The sequence below is a fragment of the Sphingopyxis sp. YR583 genome, assembly GCF_900108295.1.
Taxonomy (GTDB): domain Bacteria; phylum Pseudomonadota; class Alphaproteobacteria; order Sphingomonadales; family Sphingomonadaceae; genus Sphingopyxis.
The window spans coordinates 1,693,727-1,718,989 of record NZ_FNWK01000001.1 but is presented as its reverse complement, the minus strand read 5'-3'; the positions used below and the strand labels follow the sequence as shown (position 1 = coordinate 1,718,989).

General features: G+C 64.6%; 28 protein-coding genes. 17 read left to right on the top strand and 11 right to left on the bottom strand.

Translation table 11 applies throughout. The annotated features are described in order from the left end of the window. Positions 1-14 precede the first annotated feature (14 nt). Positions 15-1,592, top strand: a complete 1,578-nt coding sequence (locus BLW56_RS07950) for an FMN-binding glutamate synthase family protein (RefSeq protein WP_093510009.1) — start codon at positions 15-17, stop codon at positions 1,590-1,592. Here the strand turns inward: BLW56_RS07950 and BLW56_RS07945 are convergent. The 6 genes from BLW56_RS07945 to hemE form a co-directional block, all read right to left on the bottom strand. Next, positions 1,589-1,975: a DUF1489 domain-containing protein gene (locus BLW56_RS07945; RefSeq protein WP_256203346.1), complete on the bottom strand. Its 387-nt coding sequence runs from the start codon at positions 1,973-1,975 to the stop codon at positions 1,589-1,591. The two genes, BLW56_RS07950 and BLW56_RS07945, sit on opposite strands and share 4 nt — an antisense overlap. A 77-nt stretch (positions 1,976-2,052) precedes the next feature. Then, positions 2,053-2,715, bottom strand: a complete 663-nt coding sequence (locus tag BLW56_RS07940; protein ID WP_371262230.1) for a TerC family protein — start codon at positions 2,713-2,715, stop codon at positions 2,053-2,055. Positions 2,716-2,774: 59 nt separating this feature from the next. Continuing rightward, entirely contained in the window at positions 2,775-3,068 is a 294-nt protein-coding gene (locus tag BLW56_RS07935; protein ID WP_093510007.1) for an antibiotic biosynthesis monooxygenase family protein, read from the bottom strand. A gap of 12 nt (positions 3,069-3,080) precedes the next feature. Continuing rightward, the gene (gene rho, locus BLW56_RS07930; protein WP_093510006.1) at positions 3,081-4,337 is read right to left on the bottom strand and encodes a transcription termination factor Rho; all 1,257 of its coding nucleotides are present in this window, start codon (positions 4,335-4,337) and stop codon (positions 3,081-3,083) included. A gap of 197 nt (positions 4,338-4,534) precedes the next feature. Further along, complete coding sequence (locus tag BLW56_RS07925) at positions 4,535-4,951, bottom strand: CopD family protein (RefSeq protein ID WP_371262215.1); 417 nt, start codon at positions 4,949-4,951, stop codon at positions 4,535-4,537. Positions 4,952-4,984: 33 nt separating this feature from the next. After that, entirely contained in the window at positions 4,985-6,013 is a 1,029-nt protein-coding gene (gene hemE / locus BLW56_RS07920; RefSeq protein WP_093510004.1) for a uroporphyrinogen decarboxylase, read from the bottom strand. Between the two features lie 338 nt (positions 6,014-6,351). Between hemE and BLW56_RS07915 the strand changes: the two genes are divergently transcribed. The 12 genes from BLW56_RS07915 to BLW56_RS07860 all read left to right on the top strand — a co-directional run bounded on the left by BLW56_RS07915 (position 6,352) and on the right by BLW56_RS07860 (position 14,747). Continuing rightward, positions 6,352-7,164: a pyruvate, water dikinase regulatory protein gene (locus tag BLW56_RS07915; RefSeq protein WP_093510003.1), complete on the top strand. Its 813-nt coding sequence runs from the start codon at positions 6,352-6,354 to the stop codon at positions 7,162-7,164. Next, positions 7,161-7,757 (top strand): Maf family protein, encoded by a 597-nt coding sequence (locus BLW56_RS07910; RefSeq protein ID WP_093510002.1) that lies wholly within the window; start codon positions 7,161-7,163, stop codon positions 7,755-7,757. Before BLW56_RS07915 ends, BLW56_RS07910 begins: the two co-directional genes overlap by 4 nt. Continuing rightward, positions 7,754-8,566, top strand: a complete 813-nt coding sequence (aroE, locus tag BLW56_RS07905) for a shikimate dehydrogenase (RefSeq protein ID WP_093510001.1) — start codon at positions 7,754-7,756, stop codon at positions 8,564-8,566. Before BLW56_RS07910 ends, aroE begins: the two co-directional genes overlap by 4 nt. Beyond that, positions 8,563-9,186 (top strand): dephospho-CoA kinase, encoded by a 624-nt coding sequence (gene coaE / locus BLW56_RS07900; protein ID WP_093510000.1) that lies wholly within the window; start codon positions 8,563-8,565, stop codon positions 9,184-9,186. The genes aroE and coaE overlap by 4 nt, the downstream gene beginning before the upstream one ends. Positions 9,187-9,205: 19 nt before the next feature. Then, complete coding sequence (gene dnaQ / locus BLW56_RS07895; RefSeq protein ID WP_093509999.1) at positions 9,206-9,904, top strand: DNA polymerase III subunit epsilon; 699 nt, start codon at positions 9,206-9,208, stop codon at positions 9,902-9,904. Between the two features lie 46 nt (positions 9,905-9,950). After that, complete coding sequence (gene hpf, locus BLW56_RS07890; protein ID WP_062186249.1) at positions 9,951-10,523, top strand: ribosome hibernation-promoting factor, HPF/YfiA family; 573 nt, start codon at positions 9,951-9,953, stop codon at positions 10,521-10,523. A gap of 151 nt (positions 10,524-10,674) precedes the next feature. Beyond that, on the top strand, positions 10,675-11,139 hold the full coding sequence (locus BLW56_RS07885) for a PTS sugar transporter subunit IIA (RefSeq protein ID WP_093509998.1): 465 nt from the start codon (positions 10,675-10,677) through the stop codon (positions 11,137-11,139). Positions 11,140-11,160: 21 nt separating this feature from the next. Further along, complete coding sequence (locus BLW56_RS07880) at positions 11,161-11,499, top strand: DUF1491 family protein (RefSeq protein WP_093509997.1); 339 nt, start codon at positions 11,161-11,163, stop codon at positions 11,497-11,499. A 197-nt stretch (positions 11,500-11,696) separates the two neighbouring features. Beyond that, positions 11,697-12,362 (top strand): cell wall hydrolase, encoded by a 666-nt coding sequence (locus BLW56_RS07875; protein ID WP_093509996.1) that lies wholly within the window; start codon positions 11,697-11,699, stop codon positions 12,360-12,362. 185 nt (positions 12,363-12,547) lie between these two features. Beyond that, positions 12,548-13,168, top strand: a complete 621-nt coding sequence (locus tag BLW56_RS07870) for a DUF4136 domain-containing protein (protein ID WP_093510853.1) — start codon at positions 12,548-12,550, stop codon at positions 13,166-13,168. Beyond that, positions 13,165-14,274, top strand: coding sequence for a M14 family metallopeptidase (locus BLW56_RS07865; protein WP_093509995.1), 1,110 nt, complete (start codon positions 13,165-13,167; stop codon positions 14,272-14,274). Before BLW56_RS07870 ends, BLW56_RS07865 begins: the two co-directional genes overlap by 4 nt. Next, positions 14,274-14,747, top strand: coding sequence for a GNAT family N-acetyltransferase (locus BLW56_RS07860; protein WP_093509994.1), 474 nt, complete (start codon positions 14,274-14,276; stop codon positions 14,745-14,747). Before BLW56_RS07865 ends, BLW56_RS07860 begins: the two co-directional genes overlap by 1 nt. A gap of 63 nt (positions 14,748-14,810) precedes the next feature. Here BLW56_RS07860 and BLW56_RS07855 read toward each other — a convergent pair whose 3' ends face one another. Next, entirely contained in the window at positions 14,811-15,272 is a 462-nt protein-coding gene (locus BLW56_RS07855; protein WP_093509993.1) for an Hsp20 family protein, read from the bottom strand. A gap of 189 nt (positions 15,273-15,461) precedes the next feature. Between BLW56_RS07855 and gpmA the strand changes: the two genes are divergently transcribed. Next, entirely contained in the window at positions 15,462-16,148 is a 687-nt protein-coding gene (gene gpmA, locus BLW56_RS07850; protein ID WP_093509992.1) for a 2,3-diphosphoglycerate-dependent phosphoglycerate mutase, read from the top strand. 89 nt (positions 16,149-16,237) lie between these two features. Here the strand turns inward: gpmA and BLW56_RS07845 are convergent, their stop codons facing one another. The 3 genes from BLW56_RS07845 to BLW56_RS07835 all read right to left on the bottom strand — a co-directional run bounded on the left by BLW56_RS07845 (position 16,238) and on the right by BLW56_RS07835 (position 19,995). After that, positions 16,238-18,292, bottom strand: a complete 2,055-nt coding sequence (locus tag BLW56_RS07845) for a TonB-dependent receptor (RefSeq protein ID WP_093509991.1) — start codon at positions 18,290-18,292, stop codon at positions 16,238-16,240. A gap of 186 nt (positions 18,293-18,478) precedes the next feature. Then, positions 18,479-19,321: a 2,3,4,5-tetrahydropyridine-2,6-dicarboxylate N-succinyltransferase gene (gene dapD / locus BLW56_RS07840; RefSeq protein ID WP_093509990.1), complete on the bottom strand. Its 843-nt coding sequence runs from the start codon at positions 19,319-19,321 to the stop codon at positions 18,479-18,481. Beyond that, complete coding sequence (locus tag BLW56_RS07835) at positions 19,318-19,995, bottom strand: pyrimidine 5'-nucleotidase (protein WP_093509989.1); 678 nt, start codon at positions 19,993-19,995, stop codon at positions 19,318-19,320. Before BLW56_RS07835 ends, dapD begins: the two co-directional genes overlap by 4 nt. A gap of 298 nt (positions 19,996-20,293) precedes the next feature. On the opposite strand from BLW56_RS07835, the gene BLW56_RS07825 reads away from it, so the two are divergent. Together BLW56_RS07825 and BLW56_RS07820 are read left to right on the top strand one after the other, a co-directional pair. Then, entirely contained in the window at positions 20,294-22,690 is a 2,397-nt protein-coding gene (locus BLW56_RS07825) for a S8 family peptidase (RefSeq protein ID WP_143043413.1), read from the top strand. 41 nt (positions 22,691-22,731) lie between these two features. Then, on the top strand, positions 22,732-24,033 hold the full coding sequence (locus tag BLW56_RS07820; protein ID WP_093509986.1) for a metal-dependent hydrolase family protein: 1,302 nt from the start codon (positions 22,732-22,734) through the stop codon (positions 24,031-24,033). Between the two features lies 1 nt (position 24,034). On the opposite strand, the gene BLW56_RS07815 is transcribed toward BLW56_RS07820, so the two are convergent. Next, complete coding sequence (locus BLW56_RS07815) at positions 24,035-24,628, bottom strand: DNA-deoxyinosine glycosylase (protein WP_371262214.1); 594 nt, start codon at positions 24,626-24,628, stop codon at positions 24,035-24,037. Between the two features lie 220 nt (positions 24,629-24,848). Between BLW56_RS07815 and rpsL the strand changes: the two genes are divergently transcribed. Next, on the top strand, positions 24,849-25,220 hold the full coding sequence (rpsL, locus tag BLW56_RS07810; RefSeq protein WP_058805196.1) for a 30S ribosomal protein S12: 372 nt from the start codon (positions 24,849-24,851) through the stop codon (positions 25,218-25,220). Positions 25,221-25,263 lie beyond the last annotated feature (43 nt).

The following is a 25,263-nucleotide window of genomic DNA, read 5'->3' as shown; positions in this document are numbered from 1 at the left end:
CGCCGGACGGGCCGGTGCTGCGCTGGATCGCCTTCCCCATCCTCCTCGCCGCGGCGGCGTTCGCGGCGTGGTGGGCGCCCGCACGCTGGACGCTGCTGCTCTGGGTCCCGCTCCTCCTCATCGCCGCCTATGATGCGGTCCAACGCCACCACAGCCTCCGCCGCAACTTTCCGCTGATCGCCCGCATCCGCTGGCTGTTCGAGGAGGCGCGTCCCTTCCTCTACGCCTATGTCGTCGAAGGGCCGTTCGACGGGCGGCCCTTTACGCGTGCCGAGCGCGACATCGTCTATGCCCGCGCCAAGGGCGAACTCGACAGCCACCCCTTCGGCACCGAGCTCGACGTCTATTCGGACGAATATGAGTGGATGAGCCACAGCATCGCACCGGCGACGGGCCCCTACCGCACGCAACGTGTACATGTCGGCAGCCCGCAATGCGCGCAGCCCTATGCCGCCGCGCCGCTCAACATCTCGGCGATGAGTTTCGGTTCGCTTGGCGCCAATGCGATCGAAGCGCTCAACCTCGGCGCCCGGATGGGCAATTTCTACCATGATACGGGCGAAGGCGGTTTCAGCCCCTATCACCGGATCCATGGCGGCGATATCGTGTGGGAACTGGGGAGCGGCTATTTCGGCTGCCGCGACGAGAACGGCCGTTTCGATCCCGAACGCTTTCGCGATGCGGCGCAAAACGACCAGATCCGGATGATCGAAATCAAGCTCAGCCAGGGCGCGAAGCCGGGCCACGGCGGCGTCCTCCCGGGGCCCAAGGTCAGCAGCGAAATCGCCGCGACGCGCGGCGTTCGCGAAGGGCATGACTGTATATCGCCAGCATCGCATTCGGCCTTCTCGACCCCGATCGAAATGATCTTGTGGGCCGCCCGACTGCGCGACCTCTCCGGCGGCAAGCCCGTCGGGATCAAATTATGCGTCGGCCAGCCGCACGAAATTTATGCCGTCATGAAGGCGATGATCGAAACCGGCATCCGGCTCGATTTCATCGTCGTCGACGGCGCCGAGGGCGGCACCGGCGCGGCGCCGGTCGAATTTTCGAACAGCATCGGCATGCCCTTGAGAGAGGGCCTGATCTTCGTCCGCAACGCGCTCGTCGGCTGCGGGCTCAAGGAGGAGATCAAGGTCGCCGCGTCGGGCAAGGTCCATTCGGGCGCCGGACTCGCGATGAATTGTGCGCTCGGCGCCGATTGGTCGAACGCCGCGCGCGCCTTCATGTTCACGCTGGGCTGCGTCCAGTCGCTCAAATGCCACACCGACAAATGCCCGACCGGCGTCGCGACGCAGGATCCCGGCCGACAGCGCGGGCTGGTGGTCGAAGACAAGGCCGAACGCGTCCGCCGCTTTCAGGCCGCGACCGTCAATGCGCTATGGGATATCAGCGCGGCCATGGGACTCGAATCGCCCTGGCAGATCCAGCCGCACCATCTCCACGAACGCCTCAACTCGGCGCGATCGGATTCGATCGACCGCATCTATAAATTCTATGAGCGCGGCGTGCTGCTCGAAGACCCGGGCTCGGTTGCCGGTGCCCGCTATTGGGCGATGGCACGCGCCGACAGCTTCCGCGCCGCACTCTAGATCAGGCTGAGTTCGGCCAGTTCGCGATAGAGTTCGGGCGGCAGATCGGCGAGCCCGTCGCTCTCATCAACGCCCTTCGGCGCATCGCTGTCGGCAAGGTAACGCCACCCCTGATGCGCACGCTTGGGCTGCGGATGAATCCGCTCGAGCGCCGCGACACAAACGATATCGATCCGCCCGTCGCTGCGATCGTCGAAGCGCAATATCTCGACGCGCGCGACCAGCGTATGTTTCACGATGAAGTGCAGCTTGCCGCCAATCAGCTCGTCGGCACGCTTCGGCTTGAACCGCGTCGTGAAACGGATTTCGCCATCCTGTGCGTAGTTGGCGATCCGCGCCTGCAGCGCCGGATAGTCGGCGCAGCCGACGGCAACGCGGGTCATGTGAAGTTGCGACATAGCCCGAAGATGGGAACCGGCAGGAAAAAAGCCAGCCCCGCGAAGGACTGGCTTTTCCTTTTTTAGCCGAAGAGCGTCCCGACCCCGACGCCGGGATCGACCCAGCCTTCGTAGATCATCTTCACCGCGACATAGACGATGACGGCCAGGCCGATGTAAGCGATCCAGCGGTAGCGCTCGATATATTTGGCGATGATGTTCGCCGCGACGCCCATCAGCGCGACGGCAAAGATCAGCCCGACGATCATGATGCCCGGATGCTCGCGCGCCGCACCGGCGACCGCGAGCACATTGTCGAGGCTCATCGACACGTCGGCAACAGCGACCGCCCAGGCGGCACCGGCAAAGCTTTTGGCGGGCTTCAGACCCGAATGCTCGTCGCCTTCGATCTCGGGCGAACCATGCGACTGGCCGGTGTGGCGCAGTTCGCGCCACATTTTCCATGCCACCCACGCAAGCAGGATGCCGCCGATGAAGATCAACCCGACGATGCCCATCAACTGTTGCACGACGAGCGCAAAGGCGATGCGCAGCACCAACGCGGCGAGCACGCCGATCAGGATGACCTTTTTGCGCTGATCGGCGGGAAGTCCCGCAGCGAGCGCACCGACCACGATCGCATTGTCGCCCGCAAGCACGAGGTCGATCATCAAAACCTGCACGAACGCGGCCAAAGCCGCAGGCTCGGTGATGTTCGAGAAATCCTTGACGATCGCATCCCACATCCCGGCGGGGCCACCGAAACCGCCGGCATGCGCCGCGGCCTGAGTCAGAAATTCCAAAATCACAGCGGCTCTCCGAAATAGCTGACCTCTGGCATAGGGTCATAAAAGCGATGCAGCAACGCTCGCCATTGCTGATAGCGATCCGATTGCCGAAAGCCGTCGCGATGATCCGCGACCGACGTCCATTCGACCAATAACAGATAAGGCTGTCCCGTTGCCGTCGGGCGCCGGATTTGCATGGAGATAAAGCCTGGCGACGCCTTGATGAGCGGCCGCGCTTCGCCGATGGCCGCCTCGAACGCCGCTTCGCTTCCCGCACGCACGGGAAGCAACGCATGTTCGATCACGGCCATCGGAATGCCGGCTTACTGGTTCATGCTGTCGAAGAAATCCTCGTTGGTCTTCGAATCCTTGATCTTGTCGAGCAGGAATTCCATCGCATCGACTGTACCCATCTGCATGAGGATGCGACGCAGCACCCACATTTTGCTGAGCTTGTCCTTCTCGACGAGCAATTCTTCCTTGCGCGTGCCCGACTTGCCGACGTCGAGCGACGGGAAGATGCGCTTGTCGGCGACCTTGCGGTCGAGCACGATTTCCGAGTTACCCGTGCCCTTGAATTCTTCGAAGATGACTTCGTCCATGCGGCTGCCGGTATCGATCAGCGCGGTCGCTATGATCGACAGCGAACCGCCCTCCTCGATGTTGCGCGCGGCACCGAAGAAGCGCTTCGGACGCTGGAGTGCGTTTGCATCGACACCGCCGGTCAGCACCTTGCCCGACGACGGAACAACGGTGTTGTAGGCGCGGCCGAGGCGCGTGATCGAGTCGAGCAGGATGACGACATCCTTCTTATGCTCGACGAGACGCTTCGCCTTTTCGATCACCATTTCGGCGACCTGGACGTGACGCGTCGCGGGTTCGTCGAAGGTCGAGGAAACGACCTCGCCGTTCACGCTGCGCTGCATGTCGGTGACTTCCTCGGGACGTTCGTCGACGAGGAGGACGATCAGATAGACTTCGGGATGATTGTCGGTGATCGCCTTGGCGATATTCTGCAACAGCACCGTCTTACCCGTGCGCGGCGGCGCGACGATCAGCGCGCGCTGGCCCTTGCCCTGCGGGCTGACGAGGTCGATGACGCGCGCCGACTTGTCCTTGACCGTCGGATCGACGGTGTCGAGCGACAGCTTCTGGTTCGGATAGAGCGGCGTGAGGTTGTCGAAATTGACGCGGTGACGCACCGCTTCAGGATCGTCGAAATTGACCTTGATCAGCTTGGTTAGCGCGAAATAGCGCTCGCCGTCCTTCGGCGCGCGGATTTCGCCTTCGACTGTGTCGCCGGTGCGCAGGCCATATTTGCGGACCTGGTTCGGCGAGACGTAGATGTCGTCGGGGCCGGCGAGATAATTGGCGTCCGACGAGCGCAGGAAACCGAACGAGTCCGGGAGAACCTCGATCGTGCCCGATCCGATGATTTCCTCGCCCTCCTCGGCGAGTTCCTTCAGGATCGAGAACATCAGGTCCTGCTTGCGCAGCGTCGACGCGCCCTCGACGCCCAGTTCTTCCGCCATTTCGACAAGCTGGGCGGGCGCTTTGGTTTTGAGTTCTTTGAGATGCATTGGATGGATTCCAGATAGGTATTCGGGAGGAAATTAAGACATAATCGCGTTGCACCGCCAGGGTGCCTATCCGGCCGTGGGACGACCGTTTCGATAGCATCGGCGCGGGTGACGCGCCGCCCGCGCAAAGCGGGGTTGACCGGCCCCTATAACCGGGCCGGGTTCAAGTCAATCGGGCTGCGCCGGAAGACCGAATTTCAGGGCCGAACGACGACCAGCACGACGATGATCGCCGCGGCGACGCCGGGAACCTCGTTGAGCATGCGAAGCTGCTTTTCGCTGAGCGGCCGCTCGCCCTTCTTCAATTTCTTGAAATAGCCGATCATCCAGCCGTGATAGCCCGACAGCGCCAGCACGAGCAGCAATTTGGCAATGAACCAGCCCTCGCGCCAATAATCGCCGTTAAAGGCGAGCATCAGTCCGAAGATCCAGACGATGACCAGCGACGGGTTCAGGATGATCCGGCGCAACCGGTCCTCGCGCTCGATCCATTTCCTGTCCTCGTCGGACCCGACGGGTGCCTGATGATGATAGACGAAAAAGCGCGGCATCATGAACAGGCCGGCCATCAGGAAGATCACGAAAATGATATGCGCCGCTTTGACCCAAAGCATCGTCGCCCCCAAAAATCCCGCCAGTTCCATAGATTACCCGCCGCGAACGCGTTTGATCAGATGTTCGACATGGGCGATCGGCGTGTCGGGCACGATGCCATGGCCGAGATTGAAGATATGGGGACGCGAAGGGAAAGCCGCAAGGATACGGTCGATCGCCATATCGAGCGCGCTGCCGCCCGCGACGAGCGCCAGCGGGTCGAGATTGCCCTGTACGGGAAGATGTGACGGCAAGGCCGCATCCGCCCAAACGGGATCGACCGTCTCGTCGAGCCCAATCGCATCGACGCCCGTCTCGTCGGCATAGGCGCGCAGCTTGCCGCCGGCCCCCTTTGGAAAGCCGATGATCGGCGTATTGGGATGGAGCGCCTTCAGTCGCCGCACGATCTCGGCATTGGGCGCGATCACCCATTGCTCATATTGCGCGGGGCTCAGGCTGCCGGCCCAACTGTCGAACAATTGCACGGCATCGACGCCATTTTCGATCTGGCCCGACAAATAGGTGACGCTCAAATCGACGATCGCGTCGATGATCGCCTGGAACGCCGCCGGATCGCCGAACGCCATCCGCCGCGCCGCCGCCTGATCCTTCGACCCCTGCCCCGCCACCATATAGGTCGCGACCGTCCAGGGGCTTCCTGCAAAGCCGAGGAAGGTCGTTTCGGGCGGCAATGCCGCAGCCACGCGCGCGACGGTGGCATAGACCGGATCGAGCCGCTGGTGCGCCGTCTCGAGCGACGCCAGCGTGCTGTCGACCAGTGGCGGTGCGAGGCGCGGACCCTCGCCTGCCTCGAACCACAAATGTTGGCCGAGCGCATGCGGAATGACGAGAATGTCGGAAAAGAGGATCGAGCCGTCGAAACCGAAGCGCCGGATCGGCTGCAACGTCACTTCGGCCGCCGCCTCTGGGTCGTAGCACAGCTCGAGGAAACCACCCTTGGTTTCGCGAAGGGCGCGATATTCGGGCAGATAGCGTCCAGCCTGGCGCATAAGCCAAAGGGACGGGCGCTCCTGACGCACCCCGCGCAACGTTGCCAGCAAGCTCTTCGGTGACGCCTTCACGCGGTCCCTCTTTCTCTCTTCATATAATATTTAATAGGATTGTGGTGGTTTGTTGGTCGGCGGACAAGCGCGGCTTTAGGCCGGGGCGTCCCTTTTGCCAACAGCTTGACTCCCGGACTCGCAGGCATGTCGGCAGAGTCGGCACCGGCTTCTCCCCATATTCACAGCCTGTGGATAAGATTCATCCCTTGTGGATAAGCGGTGGAGCGGAATCGACACGGCCGGGGATGAATCCTGCGTGCCGAAACTGTCCCTGCGCTTATGCCAAAACTTATCCACAGGCCCCTCAATCGCTTCGCGACTTGCCTTTTTCGCAGCTTTCCCGCCATGGTGCGGCGATGGGCCGGCTTCACCTGCATCTCATATCCGACTCCACGGGCGAGACACTCGAAAATATCGCCAAGGCGGCGATCGCGCAGTTCGACGATGTCGAGGTCGTGCGCCATTTCTGGCCGATGGTGCGATCGGAATCGCATCTCGACCGCATCATGGCCGAGGTGCAGGCGAGCCCCGGCATGATCCTTTTCACGCTGGTCAACGGCGAGCTGCGCGTCAGCCTCGAGCGCCGCGCGAGTGCGCAGGGCCTGCCGACGGTTGCCGCGCTCGATGCGGTCACCGATGCGCTGTCGCGGATGCTCGGACAAGAGGCGAAGGCGCGTCCCGGCCGCCAGCACCAGCTCGACGCCGCCTATTTCGCGCGGGTCGAGGCGATCCAGTTCACCGTCGCGCACGATGACGGCATCGGCTGGGAAAATTGGGAACAGGCGGACATCGTGCTCGCGGGCGTATCGCGTACCTCGAAAACCCCGACGAGCATCTATCTCGCCAATCGCGGTTTCAAGACCGCGAATATCCCCATCGTCCCCGAATCGCCGCCGCCGAATGCGCTGTTCAACCTGAAGCGGCCGATGGTCGTCGGCCTCACCACCGGGCTCGACCGGCTCGTACAGGTCCGTCGCAACCGGTTGCTCTCGCTCAACCAGGCCCCCGAAACCGCTTATGTCGACGACGAACGCGTGAAGGCCGAACTCGCCTATGCGCGCCGCATGTTCGCTGACAATGGCTGGCCGGTGATCGACGTCACGCGCCGCTCGATCGAGGAAACCGCCGCCGCGGTGATCAAGCTCGTCGAGGACCGCGGCGCCGCATGACGCTTCTCCTCGCCTCGCAAAGCAGCGGCCGCGCCGCGATGCTCCGTGCCGCCGGGCTCACTTTCGAAACCTCCGCCGCGCATGTCGACGAAGAAGCGCTCACCGCTTCGTTGCTCGCTGCCGGTCAGACACCGCGCAACATTGCTGACGCGCTCGCCGAGGCGAAGGCGATCAAAATCTCTTCGCGGCTTCCGGGCGTTACGGTGATCGGCGCTGACTCCACCCTCGCGCTCGACGACGGAATGATGCTCGCCAAGCCCGAAAGCCCCGAAGACGCCGCGCGCCATCTCCGCCGCATGGCGGGCACGCGCCACCGGCTGTTCAGCGCCGCGGTCGCCGCGCGCGACGGTGCGCCCGTCTGGCGCGCGATCGGCGAAGCGAAGCTGTGGATGCGTCCCTTGTCGGATGCCTTTATCGCCGACTATGTCGCGCAAAACTGGGACAGCATTCGCTGGACCGTCGGCTGTTACGAAATCGAAGGAGCGGGCGTGCAATTGTTCGAACGGGTCGAGGGCGACCCCTGGACCATCATCGGCATGCCGATGCTTCCCTTGCTGGCGTGGCTCCGCACCACCGGGCTGGCGCCGCAATGAACGCGCCCTATGCAGAAGTGATCGGCGATCCGATCGCCCAGTCGAAATCGCCGCTGATCCACGGCTTCTGGCTCGAGGCGCTCGGGCTCAGCGGCGATTATCGCCGCGCGCATGTGAAGCCCGACGAGCTCGCCGCCTATATCGCCGAGCGCCGCACCGACCCCGACTGGCGCGGTTGCAATGTCACCATGCCGCACAAGGCGGCCGTGATGGATCTGGTCGATGATCCCGGCGATATCCGCGGCTCGATCGGCGCGATGAACACGATCGTCCGGCAAAAGGATGGCACGCTGATCGGCACCAACACCGATGCCGCGGGCTTCTATTCGCCGCTCGCCGAACTCGATCTCGAGGGTGCGCCCGTCGCGGTCGTCGGCGCCGGCGGTGCGGCGCGCGCGGTGCTGTTCGCGCTCGCCCGCGCCAATGTCGGCCCGGTCACCATTCTCAATCGCAGCCCCTTGAAGGCGATGGGCCTGCTCGCGAGCTTCGGGCTGAAGGGCGAGGTCGTCGCCCTCGATGCGCAGCTCCCGCCGGTATCTCTGCTCGTCAATTCGAGCAGCCTCGGCATGAAGGGCCAGCCGCCGCTCGACCTCGACCTGTCGCCGCTCGCCGACGATGCGATCGTCTATGACCTCGTCTATTCGCCGCTTCAGACCGGATTGCTGAAGGCGGCCGAAGCGCGCGGGCTCGACACGGTCGACGGGCTCGACATGCTGATCGGACAGGCGGCGCTTGCCTTCGAGCTTTTCTTCGGCAAATCCCCGCCCGAGGGCCGCGACGAGGAACTCCGCGCGCTTTTGACCGCATGACCCATCACCGCCGTCCCGGTTCGCGGCTCCGCCGCCCCTTCATCATCGGGCTCACCGGGTCGATCGGCATGGGAAAATCGACCGCTTCGGCGATGTTCGAGCGTGAAGGCGTACCGGTGTTCGACGCCGATGCCGAGGTCCACCGGCTGCAGGGCCCCGGCGGGGCGCTCGTTGCAGCGATCGAGGCGCGCTTTCCCGGCACGACCGGGCCGAACGGGGTCGACCGCCAGAAACTCGGCGCGCAGGTGCTCGGCAACACGCACGAACTCGCGGCGCTTGAAGCGATCATTCACCCCGCGGTCGGCCGGGCGCAGAAACGCTTTCTTGCGCGCCACCGCGCGCGCGATGTCGTCGTGCTCGATATTCCCCTGCTCTTCGAAAAGGGTGGCTGGCGACGCGTCGGCGCGATCGCCGTGGTCTCGGCGCCGGCATGGATGCAGCGCAAGCGCGTGATGCGCCGCCGCGGCATGACCGCCGCAAAGCTGAAAGCGATCCGCCGGCTGCAGGTTGCCGATCGGGTCAAGCGATCGCGCGCCGATTTCATCATCGAAACGGGCCGCCCCAAAAGCGAGACGCATCGCCAGATTCGCTTCATCGCCTCTTGTTTCCGGGCACGATAAGGTCCAGATTATAACTTCGATGCGTGAGATTATTTTCGATACCGAAACCACGGGTTTCGATCCCAGGAACGGGGACAGGCTGGTCGAAATCGGGTGTGTCGAACTGGTCGACCGCCGCGAAACCGGCGTCACCTTTCACGCTTATTTCAATCCCGAACGTGACATGCCCGCCGCCGCCGAAGCCGTGCATGGCCTGTCGATCGGGTTCCTGTCGGACAAGCCGCTGTTCGCGACTCGCGTCGACGAACTGATCGAGTTTCTCGGCGATGCGCCGCTCGTCGCGCACAATGCCGTCTTCGATTTCGGCTTCGTCAATGCCGAACTCGCCCGCGCCGGCCGGCCGGCGCTCGACATGGCGCGCATGTGCTGCACCGTGCAAATGGCGCGCAAGCTCCATCCCGGCGCGAAGCACAGCCTCGATGCGCTCTGCACGCGCTATGGCATCGACCGCAGCCACCGCGTCAAGCATGGCGCGTTGCTCGACGCCGAACTCCTCGCGCATCTCTATATCGAAATGACCGGCGGCCGGCAGATCGGCCTCGGACTCGCCGCTTCGGCGGTGGACATGGCATCGTCGGAAGTGGCGGCGCCTGCGTCGCGGCGTCCCGACCGCCCCTTTCGCGAACCCCGTCCCCATATGGCGTCGGCCGCCGAACTCGCGCGCCACGCCGAATTTGTCGCAGGGCTGAACCGGCCGCTGTGGCTCGATACGGTGTGATGACGCTCCCTTAAAGTCATCGCACCGGCCCAGAAGGAGAAGAAAAATGGAAATCCGCGTCTCTGGCCACCAGATCGAAACCGGCGAAGCGCTGCAGTCGCACGTATCGGATCGGATGAACGCGATTGCCGACAAATATTTCTCCCGCGCGATCGGGGCGCACGCGACCTTCGGCAAGGGGCCGCACGACAGTTTCCAGTGCGACATCGTCGCGCATGTGATGCAGGGTTTGGTGCTGAAAGGGCACGGCCAGGCGCAGGACGCACATGTCGCGTTCGAGGGTGCGGCCGAACGCATCGAAAAGCAGCTTCGGCGCTATATGCGTCGATTGAAGGATCACAATAATGGCGTGGCGGCACCCTCGCCGACCGTCGACGAGATCGAGGATAATGCCGGCTACACCGTTTTCGATGCCGGTAGCGAAGAGGATGCGGGCGACGCGCCGGCAATCATCGCCGAAACGCGCGTCGATATTCCGAGCAGCAGCGTGTCCGACGCGGTGATGATGCTCGACCTGCGCAACACCAACGCGCTGCTCTTCGTCAACAGCAAGACCGGCACGCATAATATGGTCTATCGCCGCGACGACGGGACGATCGGTTGGGTCGAACCACGATAAGGCTGGATTTTCTCCGCCATCCGGCTTAAGGGCCGCGCCCAACGATACCCGAAGCCGGGATGGCGGGGGGCTGCCACGACAGATCCGCGATCGCCTGCCAGCAGCTAAGTGTCTGGCGGCGGCCGGCGTTTAACAAGATTTGACCAGAGCAATGAATCTTTCTTCCCTTCTCTATCCGGCGACCGTGCGCGCGCATGTTCAGCTCGATTCGAAAAAGGCGCTCTTTCCCTTCGTCGGCGATCTGGCGGCGCGTTCGCTCGGTCTCGATGCGGGCGAAGTCAGCGAAGCCTTGCTCGAACGCGAACGCCTGGGCTCGACCGGATTCGGGCGCGGGATCGCGCTGCCGCATGCCAAGATGGCTGACCTCGGCGGCGTGCGCGGGCTGTTCCTGCAACTCGCCAAGCCGATCGACTTCAACGCGGTCGACGGCTTGCCGGTCGACCTGCTCTTCATCCTGCTGTCGCCGCTCGACGCCGGCGCCGATCATTTGAAGGCGCTTGCCGGCGTTTCGCGCATGCTGCGCAACGATGCGATCGCCGAACGGCTGCGCGGTGCGAAGAATGACGAAGCGCTCTATGCGCTGCTGGCCGACACCGAAACGCGTGACGCGGCGTAACGCCGCGCTGCGAGTTTTTCCGTGACTCGGCTTAAAAGCCGCTTCCTCGTCGACCTGCTGCTTCGCCGTACCGAAGCGGCCGGTGGATTTGCTGCGGTGCTTGCCAGTGGCGACGAAAATTCCGGCATCATTCTCGTCCAGTGCAGCGAGCGCGGCGAACCGGGACCATTGCTCGAACGTCGCTTTTCGCCGACCGGCCACTATATTTGGGAGGCCGTCGGTCCAACCGACCCAAAAGATGGTGAATCGCGCGCAAACTATCAGGATCGGCGGCGAAAGGCCGATCCCGACCTGTGGCTGATCGAACTGGATATCGCAGATGCGCCACAACTCGTCGCGGAGTGGGCTGCGTTAACTTGACTCTGTTGCGGCGCACAATAACTGGCGCCCATTCGATAACGCGTAGGTCGATCCGCGGGTTGCACTGCCTTGGCAAAGCATCCGGCAAAACGGTTTGGACACGCAGTCGGACGATGACCGCAGGCGGCGATACAGGACTATAGTCCCCCGCCTGTTTTGAGAGGTTCGGTTCATCGGCCGCACTTTTGACGGACACTATGAGTCGCATTTTGAACGTAGCCGGCATGGCTGCCGTCGGCATGACTGCCGCCTCCATGCTGCTTTTGGCGGAACCGGGCTTTGCAAGCGATCTTGCAGCCGACGCCAATATCCCCGCGATCATCCTGCCGGGTACCGATGCGCCGGCCGCGGATGAAACGGCGGACCTCTCGACCGATGCCGAACTGCCGGTCGATGACAGCAAGAAAACCGAAGACGATGTCGCTCCCGAGCCGAAGCCGGCGCCGGTGACCGCCGATTCGCTCGCCGAACTCGTCGCCGCGACGCCGAAACCCGCCGACATCGATCCCGAACTGCGCTGCCTCGCCGGCGCGGTCTATTTCGAATCGCGCGGCGAATCGCTTCCCGGCCAGCTCGCGGTCGCGCATGTCGTGATCAATCGCGCCCAATCGGGCCGTTTCCCCAAGAGCCTCTGCGGTGTTGTCCACCAGAAGAGCCAGTTCAGCTTCGTGCGCGGTGGCAAGATGCCCGCGGTGCGCAACGCGGCGCAGTGGAACAATGCCGTTGCGATCGCGCAGATCGCGCGCGACGGCAGCTGGAAGAACCACGCCCCCGGCGCGCTCTTCTTCCACGCGCGCTACGTCTCGCCGGGCTGGCGCAAGACGCGCATCGCGCAGATCGACAACCACATCTTCTATCGTTGATATCCGATCCTCCCTGTCGCGTAGCGATGGGGAGGGGGACCGTCCGCGGAGCGGATGGTGGAGGGGCCGCGTCACGGCCCCTCCGTCAGCGCGTCGCGCTGCCACCTCCCCATGCCTGCGGCACAGGGAGGACTTCTGTTACCCCGTTCATTGCCAAGCCATATTTGCTGGCGCATGATGGCTGGATGACGCGTCAAATTTCCGTCGCCCTGCTCGCCGCAGCGGCGCTCGCTCTCGGTGGCTGCGCCACCGCGGTTCCCCCGGTCGAAGTCACGCGCTTCCACGCCAGCGCGCCTGCGGGCTGGGCGCCGGGGACGCGCTACACCGTCGACACCGCCCCGCTCGGCAACGCCGGGGCGATGATCGACGCGCCGTCGCTCGAATGGAACAGCTACCGCACTGCGGTCGAACAACAATTGCAGCGGCAGGGACTCGTCGCGGCACCCGATGGCGCGCGCGCGCCGTTGAAAGTGCGCATCGGTTTCGAACGCATGAACCGTGAGGAGGGCGGCCGCCGCTCGCCGGTTTCGGTCGGGGTTGGCGGTTCGACCGGCAGCTACGGCTCGGGTGTCGGGCTCGGAATCGGTGTCAACCTCGGCGGCGGTCCAAAACGGATGGCCGACCTGCAGCTCGCGGTGCGCATCGACGATGCCGCAAGCGGGCAGGCCTTGTGGGAAGGCCGCGCGCTGACCGCGGTCCCGGTGAAGGCACCCGCCAACCAGTCGAGCCTCGCGGCCGCGAAATTGGCCGACGCCCTATTCAGGGACTTCCCCGGCGAATCGGGACGCACTATCAGCGTCAAATGACCATCAGCATCAACGCCGCTTTCGACAGCGGCAATATCGTCGTGGAACAGGTCGACGGCACGTCGGCGCGCCTTTCGATTCGCAAGGACCGCGAATCGGACTTTTTCCAGTGGTTCCACTTTCGTGTGTCGTGCGCGGTCGGCGATGCGCTCGACCTTTCGATCACCGGGCTCGGCGATTCGGCCTATCCCGACGGCTGGCCCGGCTATGCCGCCTGCGCCAGCACCGATCGCGAAACCTGGTTCCGCCTCGATACGAGTTACGATGCCGGCACGCTGACGATCCAGCACACCGCCGAAAGCCCGATCCTCTATATCGCCTATTTCGCGCCTTACTCGATGGAACGGCACCACGACCTCGTCGCGCAGATCGCCGAATGCGAAGGCGTCACCTATCGCTGCCTCGGCACCAGCCTCGAAGGCCAGCCGATCGACTGCCTCGAACTCGGCACCGGCGAGACGCAGGTGTGGCTCTATGCGCGCCAGCATCCGGGCGAGAGCATGGCCGAATGGTGGATGGAAGGCGCACTCGAAAAGCTCGTCGACCCCGCCGATCCGCACGCACGGTCGCTGCGCAACAAGTGCCGCTTCCATATCGTCCCGAACATGAATCCCGACGGCTCGTGCCGCGGGCATCTGCGCACCAATTTCGCCGGCGTGAATCTCAACCGCGAATGGGACAATCCGACCGCCGAACGCAGCCCCGAAGTCCTCGCTGTGCGCAATGCGATGGACGAAACCGGCGTCGACTGGGCAATGGACGTCCATGGCGACGAAGCGATCCCCGCGGTGTTTCTCGCGGGTTTCGAAGGCATCCCGTCGCTCAAGCCCGAGCAAACGGCGAAGTATAAGGCGTTCGAAACTGCGCTCGCGGCGAACACCCCCGATTTCCAGGTCGATCTCGGCTATGCCGAAACCGCGCCGGGACAGGCCAATCTCTCGATGTCGACGACGCAGCTCGCCGAACGCTTCGGCGCGGTGTCGATGACGCTCGAAATGCCGTTCAAGGACAATCGCGACCTTCCCGACCCCGTCGCCGGCTGGTCGCCCGAACGGTCGAAGCTGCTCGCGCACGCGTGCCTCGCGACGCTGGACCAGCTGCTCTGATGGCGAAAGCGGGCGCCTGGCGGATCGTCGAGGATGATCTGTCGGGTGCTGCCATCCGCGCGCTGCTCGAAGTGCATTTCGCGGGCATGCTCGCGAACTCGCCGGCCGAAAGCTGTCACTTCCTCGATTTCGACGGGCTGCGTTCCGACGGCGTCACTTTCTGGTCGATCCAGCGTGGTGATGAGCTTGCGGGCTGCGGCGCGCTCAAGATGCTCGATAGCGCGCACGGCGAGATCAAGTCGATGCGCACCGCCGAAGCTTTCCTGCGGCAGGGCGTCGCCGCGCATATGCTCGATCATATCATCGACGTGGCGCGGGCCCGCGGGCTCGAACGCCTCAGCCTCGAAACCGGATCGAGCGGCGCCTTCGAACCCGCGATCGCGCTGTACCGGCGCTACGGCTTCACCGAGTGCGAACCCTTCGCCGATTACCGGCCCGACCCGTTCAGCCGCTTCATGACGCGCGCGCTTTAAGAAACGAAAAAGGGGCCCGGAAGCGATTCCGGACCCCGTAATTTCAATCGATCAGGCGTGCTTTTACGCGGCCTTCTTGTCCGCATCGAACAAAGTCGGCTGCGCGCCGCCGATCGCGATCTTGTGCGGCTTCATCGCCTCGGGCACCTCGCGAACCAGGTCGATGACGAGCAGCCCGTCGGCGAGGTCGGCACTGGCGACCCGCACGAAATCGGCGAGCTGGAAGCGGCGCTCGAACGCGCGCGTCGCGATGCCGCTATACAGGAGCTGGCGCCCCTCGCCTTCGGCGACCGGTGCCTTGCGGCCGCTGACGGTCAGCATATTCTGCTGCGCGGTGATATCGATCTCGTCCGACTTGAAGCCGGCGACCGCGACGGTGATGCGAAAATGGTCGTCGGCGACCTTTTCGATGTCGAAGGGCGGATAATTTTCGGCGCCCGAACCGCCCGTTTCAAGGAAATCGAACAGGCGGTCGAAACCGACGGTCGAGCGGCGATAGGGGGTCCAGTCGAAACTGTTACGCATGGATCTTTCTTCCTTTTACAAAGCGAAGTCTCAGGACCGCGGCGGCTGCCGCGATCGCCTCCCGGCCCCGTATCGGCGGCCGGACGGGATCAATCTGGTAGCAGGCGAAACCATTTCAAGAGGGCGGTTGGCGTTCGGCGAAAACCCGCGCTAAAGGGCGGCACATCTCTTCCAGCGCAAGGATCCGAAATGCCCCAGCTCATCCTCATCCGTCACGGCCAGTCGCAGTGGAATCTCGAAAACCGCTTCACCGGCTGGTGGGATGTCGATGTCACCGAAAAGGGCGTCGCCGAAGCGGTCGCCGCGGGCGAATTGATGAAGGCAAAGGGCATCGCCCCCGACACCTGCTTCACCTCGGTGCAGTCGCGCGCGATCAAGACGCTGAACCTCGCGCTCGAGGCGATGGGCCGCCTCTGGCTTCCCGTCACCAAGGACTGGCGCCTCAACGAGCGTCACTATGGCGGTCTCACCGGGCTCGACAAGGCCGAGACCGCGGCAAAGCATGGCGACGATCAGGTCAAGATCTGGCGCCGCAGCTTCGACATCCCGCCGCCGCCGCTCGAAGCCGGCTCGCCGTGGGATCTGTCGACCGACCCGCGCTATGCGGGCATAGCGATTCCCTCGGCCGAAAGCCTGAAGGACACGATCGAGCGCGTGCTGCCCTATTATGAAGCCGCGATCGTCCCCGAACTCGCCGCGGGCAAGACGGTGCTGATCTCGGCGCACGGCAACAGCCTGCGCGCGCTCGTCAAGCATCTCTCGGGCATTTCGGACGCCGACATCACCGGCCTCGAAATCCCGACCGGCCAGCCGATCGTCTATGACCTCAACGACGATCTCAGCGCGCGCGAACGCTATTATCTGAGCGAACGCTGAGTATGTGTACCCCGGCGAAAGCCGGGGCCCAGACGACGACGCCTATGGACCCCGACTTTCGTCGGGGCACACATGATACGAACGGACGACTAAAGCGTCCCCGTCACCGTCAGCTGAAAAAATCGGCCGAACTTGCGTGATCGGCTTTCGCTGAACGCCACCGGCCCGTCGCGCCGGTCGACGAACACCGTACGGTTGAACCCATCCCTCATCCCCGCAAGGTTGCGGTACGACAGCTTCACCGTGAAGCCCGCGACATCCTTATGCTCGATAAAGGCGGTGACGAACGGCCCGTCGGTCGATTCATGCTCGATCGCACCCAGCCGCAAATTCGGGCTGTAGCGTTCGTCGAAATAGCCGGCACCCCATGCAAGGTCGGTCCTGGGAATATCGTGGCGCAGGCTCAGGTCGACGACATATTCCTGCCCTTCGCTCTGGTCGCGCCATGACCCGGTCAGCGGGTCGCGCACGCGGTTGCGGCGCCAGGTGACGTCGCTGTTGATCCGCGCGCCTTTCCACCCGAGCCGGTCGAGCAGCAAGGTCGCCTTCGAACTGATGCGATAGAGATGCGCGGGCGGCAAATTGCCGCGGCCTTCAGTGGTCGGCGACAGCGGCACCTGATCGACCAGATCCTGCGCATAGGCATAGGCGAAGGCGACCGACGCATTGCCCCACGCGCCCATGTCCTGCACGACTTCCAGCTCGGTGCGATTGAGCACCGGCGGTACCAGCTTGCCGTTGCCGCCATTCCCCTGCCCGTTCGCGACATCGACCGAGCTTGCGAAATCGAAAAAGTCGAGCTGGTCGACGCGGCGCTGGAGGAACCAGTTGATCGTCGTCTTGTCGGCGACTTTCCACGCCAGCGCGACCTTGCCCTTCGGCCGGACAAAGCGGCGCGTCAGCCCGTCCGGACCCGACGAGGTCAGCTCGCTATATTCGGCACCCAGATTAACCTGCGCGGTCAGGTTGGACGCAAGCGCGCGTCCCCAGGTCAGCGACGCCTCGCCGCGCTTTTCCTCGACCTTGGTCCGCTCGCCGCCAAAGGGCACGGGCAGGAAATTGCCGTCGGCCTGCAACACCGCAAATTCGGACTCGACGTCGAGCGTGTTGTACGCGCCTTCCAGGGCGACTTGCCAGTCGGTGCCGCCGACGGTGCGCCAGCTATATTCGCCGCGCAGGATCGACTCGCCCTCGTCGGCACTCTGCTTGAAGCGCTCGCCCGTCCGGCCGCCGATTTCGCGGTCGACGATGAAGCGGTCGACGAAGGGGCTGTGCTCGAAGCGGTACAGCGTGATCAGCTTCAGCCGCCCCTTGCCCAGCCCCAGCTCATAATCGCCGCCGATGTCGAAATTATATTCGTCCTCGGTGAATTTGAACGCCTCGCGCACCGTTCCGTCGACCGGCCGCTCCGACACGCTGTCGACGCGTTCGTCGAGCAGTTGCAATTGCCCGCCAAGGTTCAAATTCCATTTGTTGCCGTTCGCCGTCGTCCGCGCGAGCGCCGCCGACAGCCGCGGCCGGTCGCCATTATAGGCGCCGAACTCTTCGCGCGTGAACAGCAGCACGCCATTCGCGTCATAGACCTGCTCGGCCCCCCAATGGCCCTGCCGGTTCGCTTCATTTTTCAGGCTCAGGGTCAGGTTGGTGCCGCCGATCTTGCCCGTCGTCGAAATCTCGCCGTTCAGCCAGTTCTTCTCGAGCCGCGGGCGCCATTCGGGCTGCCAGCGGATCGTCGTCTTATACCCGCCGCTCCCCGCTCCCTCGACCAGCACGACATTGGCGACCTGCCCGGTCAGCCCCGGGACGTTCAGCCCGGCGCCGTCGACGATGTCGATATAGGCGACCTCGGCGGCGGCGATGCGCGCCAGCGCGGTACGCGCGTCGGTCGACTTGTTCGCGATGCGCTCACCGTTGATCAGCACATTTTCGGTCGCCGCGCCCAGCCCGCGTTCGCCGCCATTGGTGCCGGTGACGATCAGGAAACCGGGTACCTTTTCGACCATGTCGAGCGCGGTGCGCGGCGCGAAGCGCGCGAAGTCGGCGGGAGGATAGCGCTCGGCGCCATTGACCGGGACCGGGATTGCCGGCGGCGCGTTGCCGGTGGACTCCTGCGCCGCGACGGGCGCCGCAGCCAGCAAAGCCAATAAAGCCAGCGATGACCCGTGAAGAACGGCCGACATAATTCCCCCTCGCGGCCGCTATCGAAACAGAAGGCCTCCCAATCGCGAGTAATTCGCAATATTTATATTGTAATTATATGTCTACCAACCGGCAGCAGACCTCGACGAGCGTCGGTCGGGACGCTCGCTACCCGATCATGGACTTCGCGATCAGTCGCGCAGCAGCTCGTTGATTCCGGTCTTCGCGCGCGTCTTCGCATCGACGCGTTTGACGATCACCGCGCAGTATAGCGACGGCCCCGGCGTCCCGTCGGGCAGCGGCTTGCCCGGCATCGCGCCCGGAACGACCACCGAATAGGCCGGCACTTCGCCGATGAAGACCTCGCCCGTCGCGCGGTCGACGATCTTGGTCGATGCGCCGAGGTAGACGCCCATCGACAGGACCGCGCCCTCGCGCACGATCACGCCTTCGGCAACTTCCGCCCGCGCGCCGATGAAGGCACCGTCCTCGATCACCACCGGCCCCGCCTGCAGTGGTTCCAATACGCCGCCGATCCCCGCGCCGCCCGACAGATGGACGTTCGCACCGATCTGCGCGCAACTGCCCACGGTGGCCCAGGCATCGACCATCGACCCCTCGCCGACATAGGCGCCGATATTGATGAAGCTCGGCATCAGCACCGCGCCCTTGCTGATGAACGCGCCGCGGCGGACGATCGAACCCGGCACGGCGCGGAATCCCGCGTCGCGAAAACGGTTCTCGCCCCAGCCGGCGAATTTCGAAGGCACCTTGTCCCACCAGCGCGCGCCGCCGGGACCGCCTTCGATCAGTTCCATATCGTTCAGGCGGAACGACAGCAGCACTGCCTTCTTCAGCCACTGGTTTACCTGCCAGGTTCCCCCGGCGTCGCGCTCGGCAACGCGATAGCTGCCGTCGTCGAGCCCCGCGAGTGCGGTCTCGACCGCGTCGCGCACCGCGCCCGTCGTCGTCAGGCCCAATGTGTCGCGTGCGTCCCATGCGGCTTCGATCGTCGATTGCAGGTCGGTGGTCATGAAATTCCCCAGGGTGAAGGCAAATTATCGAGCCAGTCGGTGATGTCCGTGGCGTGGAAATCGACATGGCTTGGCAGGTGGTCGCGATGGCCGCTTTCGCTGCCATTGTCCAGCCAGACGGTCGTCATGCCCAGCGCTTTGGCGGGCGTCAGGTTGCGGGCCATATCCTCGACGAACAGGCTCTTCGCCGGATCGACGCCAAGGTGCTCGACCATCATGTCATAGGCCGCCGCGTCGGGCTTGGGCGTATAGTGGGTGATGCGAATGTCGCAGATGCCGTCGAACAGGTCGGCGATCCCGCGCGCCTCCAGCACGCGCGCCGCATAATCGGCGTCGGCGTTGGTGAAGATCAGTTTCCGGCCGGGCAATCGATCCAGCCCCGCGCGCAGCCGCGTATCGACGCCCAGCCGGTCGAGCGCGATGTCATGGACGTCGACCAGAAAATCCTCCGGATCGACGCCGTGGTGACGCATCAGGCCCGCCATCGTCGTGCCATGGTCGTGGAAATATTGCTTCTGCACCCGCCGCGCCTCGACCGCATCGACGCGCAGCAGCCGCATGATGAAGGCGCCCATGCGCTCGTCGATCAGGTCGAACAGCTTCGCCGACGGCGCATAAAGCGTGTTGTCGAGATCGAAGATCCAGCTGTCGATATGGTCGAGCGGGGCGGGCATGATGGCCGCCGCATAAAGGCTGGGGTGCGCGCGGGCAAGGCGTTCAAATCCTCCCTGTCGCGCAGCGATGGGGGAGTCGCAGACGGCGCGCAGCGCCAGCGGGACCGCCGCCGCAGGCGGTGGTGGAGGGGCTCAGACGTCGCGGCCCCTCCGTCAGTCGCTGTCACGACCGCCACCTCCCCATGGCTTCGCCACAGGGAGGATAAACCGATCGGCCAACCCTCGGTTAACCGCATGATGCTACCCCACGCTCCTCCGCCGCGCTAAAAGGCGGATATCAGGGCAAAGGGGAACGGCCATGGCCGACGCAAACCGACGCAGACGCATCGACCGGATCGCCGGTCGGCCCTTGCCTCTTTTGATCGGGATCGCCGCTTTTTCGCTCGCGGGATGCGGCGGCGGGGGCGGCACTCCTCGTCCCTCGCCAACGCCCGCGCCGCCCTCGGCGCCGACCCCGACTCCTACCCCTGCCCCTACCCCGACTCCAACGCCCACCCCTACCCCGCCGCCGACGGGCAATTTCAACACCGCCGAAACGCGCATGTCCGACGGGGTCAATTTCCACGGCGCGATCACCGCCTATCAGGCGGGGGCGACCGGACGGGGCATATTGGCGGGGGTGATCGACGACGGGATCGACCAGGACAGCCCCGAGTTCGCGGGGCGCATCTCGTCGCTGTCGGCCGACCTTGCCGGATCGCGCGGTATCAATGGCGAGGGGACGCACGGTACCAATGTCGCGCAAATATTGCTTGGCGGGAAAAATGACGCGGGCACCTTCGGTATCGCCTTCGACGCCAGCCTGCTCGTGCTGCGCGCCGACCGGCCGGGAAGCTGCGCGACCGAAGATCCGTCCAACGACGAAAGCGGCTGCCGCTATCCCGAAACCGCGATCGCGGCGGGGCTCGACCGCGCGGTCAGCGCGGGCGCGCGCGTCGTCAACATCTCGCTCGGCGGCGAAGATCCGCCCGGTGCGACGCTGCGCGCGGCGGTCTCGCGTGCGACCGCGGCGGGAATCATCGTCGTCGTCTCGGCGGGGAATGAGGGCGACACGACCGCGAACGGCAATGATCCGAACAATCCCGACCGCTTCGCACAGGGGCTGCGCGATGCCGGCGGCGGGCTCGTCGTGATCGCCGGTGCGGTGAACGATCGCGGGGCGATATCGGGGTTCAGCAATCGCGCGGGCGGTTATGCCGGCTCCTATCTCGCCGCGCTTGGCGAGGGCGTGTGCTGCGCCTATGAAAATGGCGAGATCGAGACCGAGGGCAATTTCGTCTTCGTGCTCAACGGCACCAGTTTCGCGGCGCCGCAGGTCGCGGGCGCGGTCGCGCTGATCGCGCAGGCATTTCCGAATCTTACCAGCCAGCAGATCGTTTCGCTCCTGTACCAGTCGGCGCGCGATGCCGGCGCGGCGGGCGAAGACGCCGTCTATGGCCGGGGCATCCTCGATATCGCACGCGCGTTCCAGCCGATGGGCGCGACCGCGCTCGCCGGTACCTCGACCGCGGTCGCGCTCGATGCGCCGCTCGGTGTTCTTGGCGGGCCGATGGGCGATGCCGGCGGCATCGGAACGACGGGCCTCGTCACCGACGGTTTCGGCCGCGCTTTCAATGTCGATTTCGGCGGTTCGCTGGCATCGCGGCGCCCCGACTTCAAACTGTCGGGCGCGATCGGGGGGCTGATACGCCAGCAAAGTGCCGCGAACGCATCGCTCGCGCTTTCGCTCGTCACCGCGCCGGGCACGGGCGGCAGCGACGCGCTCGCGGGGCTCTCCTTCCACGACGCGCAGCGCGCCCGCACGATAGCCGCCTCGGTGATGACGCGCATCGACGCGCGCACGCGTATCGGCTTTGCCGCAGGGCGCGGCACCGGCGGCCTGCTGGCCGGCGAACGCGGCGACAGCGGTCATGCCATGCTCATCGGCGACGCTGCGAACGAGGGGCTCGGTTTTGCCGCCAGCCCCGGCATCGGCACGATGATCCGCCATAATATATCTCATAACCAATATGTTAATGTCATATTGGAGAATGGGTGGGTGTCGGGCTCCCGCTGGCAGGACGATCCGCTGCTCCGCTACCGCTCGGGCCGCGACAGCCGCTACCAGCGCGTGGGTGCCGCGTGGGACGCCCGCTTCGGCCCCGTCCGCACCGCGCTCGGCGCCAGCTGGCTACGCGAATCGGACAGCCTCCTCGGTGCTCGCCTCGGCCCGATGTTCGGCGCCGGCGGCGCGACCAGCCTCGTCGGCGACGCCGGCGTCATCCTCGATATGCGCAATGATTGGCAAGTTGCGGCCAACTGGCGCCAGATGTGGACACGGCCGGACCAGCACGGCTTGGTCGCGGGCGGTGCGCTCTGGTCGACCGCCTTTTCCTTCGACATCGCCAAGGCGAATCTGGTGCAGCCCGGCGACCGCACCGCGCTTCGTTTCGTCCAGCCTTTGCGCGTCGCGCGCGGCGGCATCGATCTGATGCTCCCCGTCGCGCATGACTATACGACGGGCCGTACCGACTTCGGCCGCCGTACCTATAATCTCGCGCCGACGGGCCGCGAGCTGGTCGTCGAGGCAAGCTATGCCATGGCCCTGTTCGGCGGCGAACTGATCGCGAACAGCTGGTGGCGGCAGGATCCGGGCCATATTGCGGCCATGCCCGATGATCAGGGCGCGGCGCTTCGCTTTACGATGGGCTTCTGATCGGCTTTAACGCTCTCCGAATTAAAACAGGGGATGCCAGAATGAAGCCGATTCATATTCTTCCGCTCGCGCTGATCGGCGCGGCACTCGCCTCGCCGCTCGCGGCGCAGGCGCCCGCGCGCACGGTCATCCATGCAGGCCAGTTGCTCGCCGAACCCGGAAAGCCTGTGCGCGGCGCATCGACGATCATCGTCGAGGGCGGCAAGATCGTGAGTATCGTCGACGGGTATCAGCCCGCCGATCCCGGTGCGACGCTGATCGACCTCAAGGATAAATATGTCCTCCCTGGCCTCATCGACAGCCATGTCCATCTGACGAGTGATGCGGGCGGTATCGCGGGACAGCTCGAGGAGATGACGCTCAGCCCGGCGGCGCAGGCCTTCAATGCCGAAGCAAACGGGATGAAGACGCTGCGCGCGGGCTTCACCACGGTCCGCAACCTCGGCGATGGCGACGGTGCGACGCTGGCGCTCCGCGACGCGATCCTCGCCGGAAAGGTGCAGGGACCGCGCATCGTCGATGCTGGCAACAGCATCTCGGGCAGCGCGGGGCATATGGACGGCTCGCTCGGCTATCGCGACGAGCTTCGTCCCTTCTTCGCCGGGGCGGGCAACACCTGCAACGGCGCCGACGATTGCCGCCGCGCGGTTCGGCTGCAGATCGGGCGCGGCGCCGACGTGATCAAATTCGCCTCGACCGGCGGGGTCAACAGCCGCATTGGCGCCGGGCTCGGCAAGCAGATGTTCGACGACGAGGCAAAGGCGATTGTCGATACTGCGCATCTGTTCGGCAAGAAGGTCGCCGTCCACGCGCATGGCGCCGACGGAATCCGCCTCGCGATCGACGCCGGCGCCGACTCGATCGAACATGGCACGATCCTCGACGAAGCGACGATCGCGGCGTGGGCCAAGTCGAAAACCTATTATGTCCCGACCTTGTCGACGGTGAATGGTTACAAGGAACGTCTCGCAGCGAACGCCAACGCCTATGAACCCGACGTGCTCGCCAAGATCCAGTGGCGCATCTCGATCACCGGCAAGAGTCTTGAGCAGCTCGTCCCGCGCGGCGTGCGTATCGCGTTCGGCACCGACGCCGGCGTGTCGAAGCATGGCCGCAACGGCGACGAATTCGAACTGATGGTCCAGCACGGGATGAAGCCGGTCGAGGCGCTCAAGGCCGCCACCGTCAACGCTGCCGACCTGCTTGGCCTGTCCGATCAGATCGGGACGATCGCGCCGGGCAAGAGCGCCGACATCATCGCGGTCGCGAGCGATCCGGTCGCCGATGTGCGAGTGCTCAAGAAGGTCGATTTCGTGATGGCGCGCGGGTCGGTCGTCGACTGACCTAAAGCGCGCCGCGCAGCGCCAGCCAGCGATCGCGCTTCGCCGCGAAGCCGATCGTGTTGGCGGCGCTGCTCGACGGCAAATCGAGGATCGTCACTCCATCGAGCGGCGGAAGTTGCTTTCTGCCGATCGCGGTGGCCTTTCCGCCATTGAATGCGATCATGCGCAAGGCGGGCAGATTCGCGATCAGTGCCGCGAGATCGTGCGCTTCGACTTCGCGGATCAACGAGTCGCTGCTTGTGTGTCGCTCGGCGCTGCGGATGACGTCCCATAGCCCGACTTTCGCTTCGCGCAGGGCGGCCAGCCTGTCATCATAGGGTAGGTCCGCGAGTGGTTGGCCGACGACCTCGCCGAGCAAGCGCCAGAACTGGTTCGTCGGATGCGCATAATATTGCCGTTCGGCAGCGAACGGACGCCCGGTAGACTTCCCAGAATCAGCAGCCGGGTATCGGGCGCGACATGGGGGGCGAAGCTGGCGTGGCGGATCGCTGACATCGCCGACCGATAGCCCGCCCCGGTCGGCGCAACAATATTGCCTGCCCCTTGACCGCCCACCCTTGACCGTCGGGGGAATCGGGTCTAGGGGCGCGCTCAACCGAAAAGGGCGGTTTGCTGCCTCTTTCAGTTACAACAGCGCTTGAACATTGCTGGCGCGGATGGAGCCTCCGGAAGATCATGTCGATCCGCCGGGGTCTTTTGCTGTTATAAGGTCGGCCGTTTTTCGCCATTTTTGGCGGGTCAGCGGCCGGAGCTTCATCCACCGCAGTACAGTAACCGTTCGCTTTGATGGGCGAACAATTAAAGGTGAAGCATTCATGCCCACGATCAACCAGCTGGTCCGCAAGGGCCGGACTCCCCAGAAGGTGAAGTCCAAGGTCCCGGCGATGGACGCAAACCCGCAAAAGCGCGGCGTTTGCACCCGTGTCTACACGACGACCCCGAAAAAGCCGAACTCGGCGCTCCGCAAGGTTGCGAAGGTCCGCCTGACCAACAGCCGCGAAGTCATCACCTACATCCCCGGCGAAGGCCACAACCTCCAGGAACACAGCGTCGTGCTGATCCGCGGCGGTCGTGTCCGCGATCTTCCCGGTGTGCGTTACCACGTCCTGCGCGGCGTGCTCGATACGCAGGGTGTGAAGGACCGCAAGCAGAGCCGTTCGAAGTACGGCGCGAAGCGTCCGAAGTAAGGACCGCTTTTTCGGCTATTTGATCATCCGAGAGCGCTCTCGC

Coding starts and splice junctions, on each gene's coding strand:
- BLW56_RS07945 (WP_256203346.1), bottom strand. CDS start 1,975: ATGACCCGCGTTGCCGTCGGCTGCGCCGACTATCCGGCGCTGCAGGCG.
- BLW56_RS07940 (WP_371262230.1), bottom strand. CDS start 2,715: ATGTGGGATGCGATCGTCAAGGATTTCTCGAACATCACCGAGCCTGCG.
- BLW56_RS07935 (WP_093510007.1), bottom strand. CDS start 3,068: ATGGCCGTGATCGAACATGCGTTGCTTCCCGTGCGTGCGGGAAGCGAA.
- rho (WP_093510006.1), bottom strand. CDS start 4,337: ATGCATCTCAAAGAACTCAAAACCAAAGCGCCCGCCCAGCTTGTCGAA.
- BLW56_RS07925 (WP_371262215.1), bottom strand. CDS start 4,951: ATGCTTTGGGTCAAAGCGGCGCATATCATTTTCGTGATCTTCCTGATG.
- BLW56_RS07915 (WP_093510003.1), top strand. CDS start 6,352: ATGGGCCGGCTTCACCTGCATCTCATATCCGACTCCACGGGCGAGACA.
- BLW56_RS07910 (WP_093510002.1), top strand. CDS start 7,161: ATGACGCTTCTCCTCGCCTCGCAAAGCAGCGGCCGCGCCGCGATGCTC.
- aroE (WP_093510001.1), top strand. CDS start 7,754: ATGAACGCGCCCTATGCAGAAGTGATCGGCGATCCGATCGCCCAGTCG.
- coaE (WP_093510000.1), top strand. CDS start 8,563: ATGACCCATCACCGCCGTCCCGGTTCGCGGCTCCGCCGCCCCTTCATC.
- dnaQ (WP_093509999.1), top strand. CDS start 9,206: ATGCGTGAGATTATTTTCGATACCGAAACCACGGGTTTCGATCCCAGG.
- hpf (WP_062186249.1), top strand. CDS start 9,951: ATGGAAATCCGCGTCTCTGGCCACCAGATCGAAACCGGCGAAGCGCTG.
- BLW56_RS07885 (WP_093509998.1), top strand. CDS start 10,675: ATGAATCTTTCTTCCCTTCTCTATCCGGCGACCGTGCGCGCGCATGTT.
- BLW56_RS07875 (WP_093509996.1), top strand. CDS start 11,697: ATGAGTCGCATTTTGAACGTAGCCGGCATGGCTGCCGTCGGCATGACT.
- BLW56_RS07870 (WP_093510853.1), top strand. CDS start 12,548: ATGACGCGTCAAATTTCCGTCGCCCTGCTCGCCGCAGCGGCGCTCGCT.
- BLW56_RS07865 (WP_093509995.1), top strand. CDS start 13,165: ATGACCATCAGCATCAACGCCGCTTTCGACAGCGGCAATATCGTCGTG.
- BLW56_RS07860 (WP_093509994.1), top strand. CDS start 14,274: ATGGCGAAAGCGGGCGCCTGGCGGATCGTCGAGGATGATCTGTCGGGT.
- BLW56_RS07855 (WP_093509993.1), bottom strand. CDS start 15,272: ATGCGTAACAGTTTCGACTGGACCCCCTATCGCCGCTCGACCGTCGGT.
- gpmA (WP_093509992.1), top strand. CDS start 15,462: ATGCCCCAGCTCATCCTCATCCGTCACGGCCAGTCGCAGTGGAATCTC.
- dapD (WP_093509990.1), bottom strand. CDS start 19,321: ATGACCACCGACCTGCAATCGACGATCGAAGCCGCATGGGACGCACGC.
- BLW56_RS07835 (WP_093509989.1), bottom strand. CDS start 19,995: ATGCCCGCCCCGCTCGACCATATCGACAGCTGGATCTTCGATCTCGAC.
- BLW56_RS07825 (WP_143043413.1), top strand. CDS start 20,294: ATGGCCGACGCAAACCGACGCAGACGCATCGACCGGATCGCCGGTCGG.
- BLW56_RS07820 (WP_093509986.1), top strand. CDS start 22,732: ATGAAGCCGATTCATATTCTTCCGCTCGCGCTGATCGGCGCGGCACTC.
- rpsL (WP_058805196.1), top strand. CDS start 24,849: ATGCCCACGATCAACCAGCTGGTCCGCAAGGGCCGGACTCCCCAGAAG.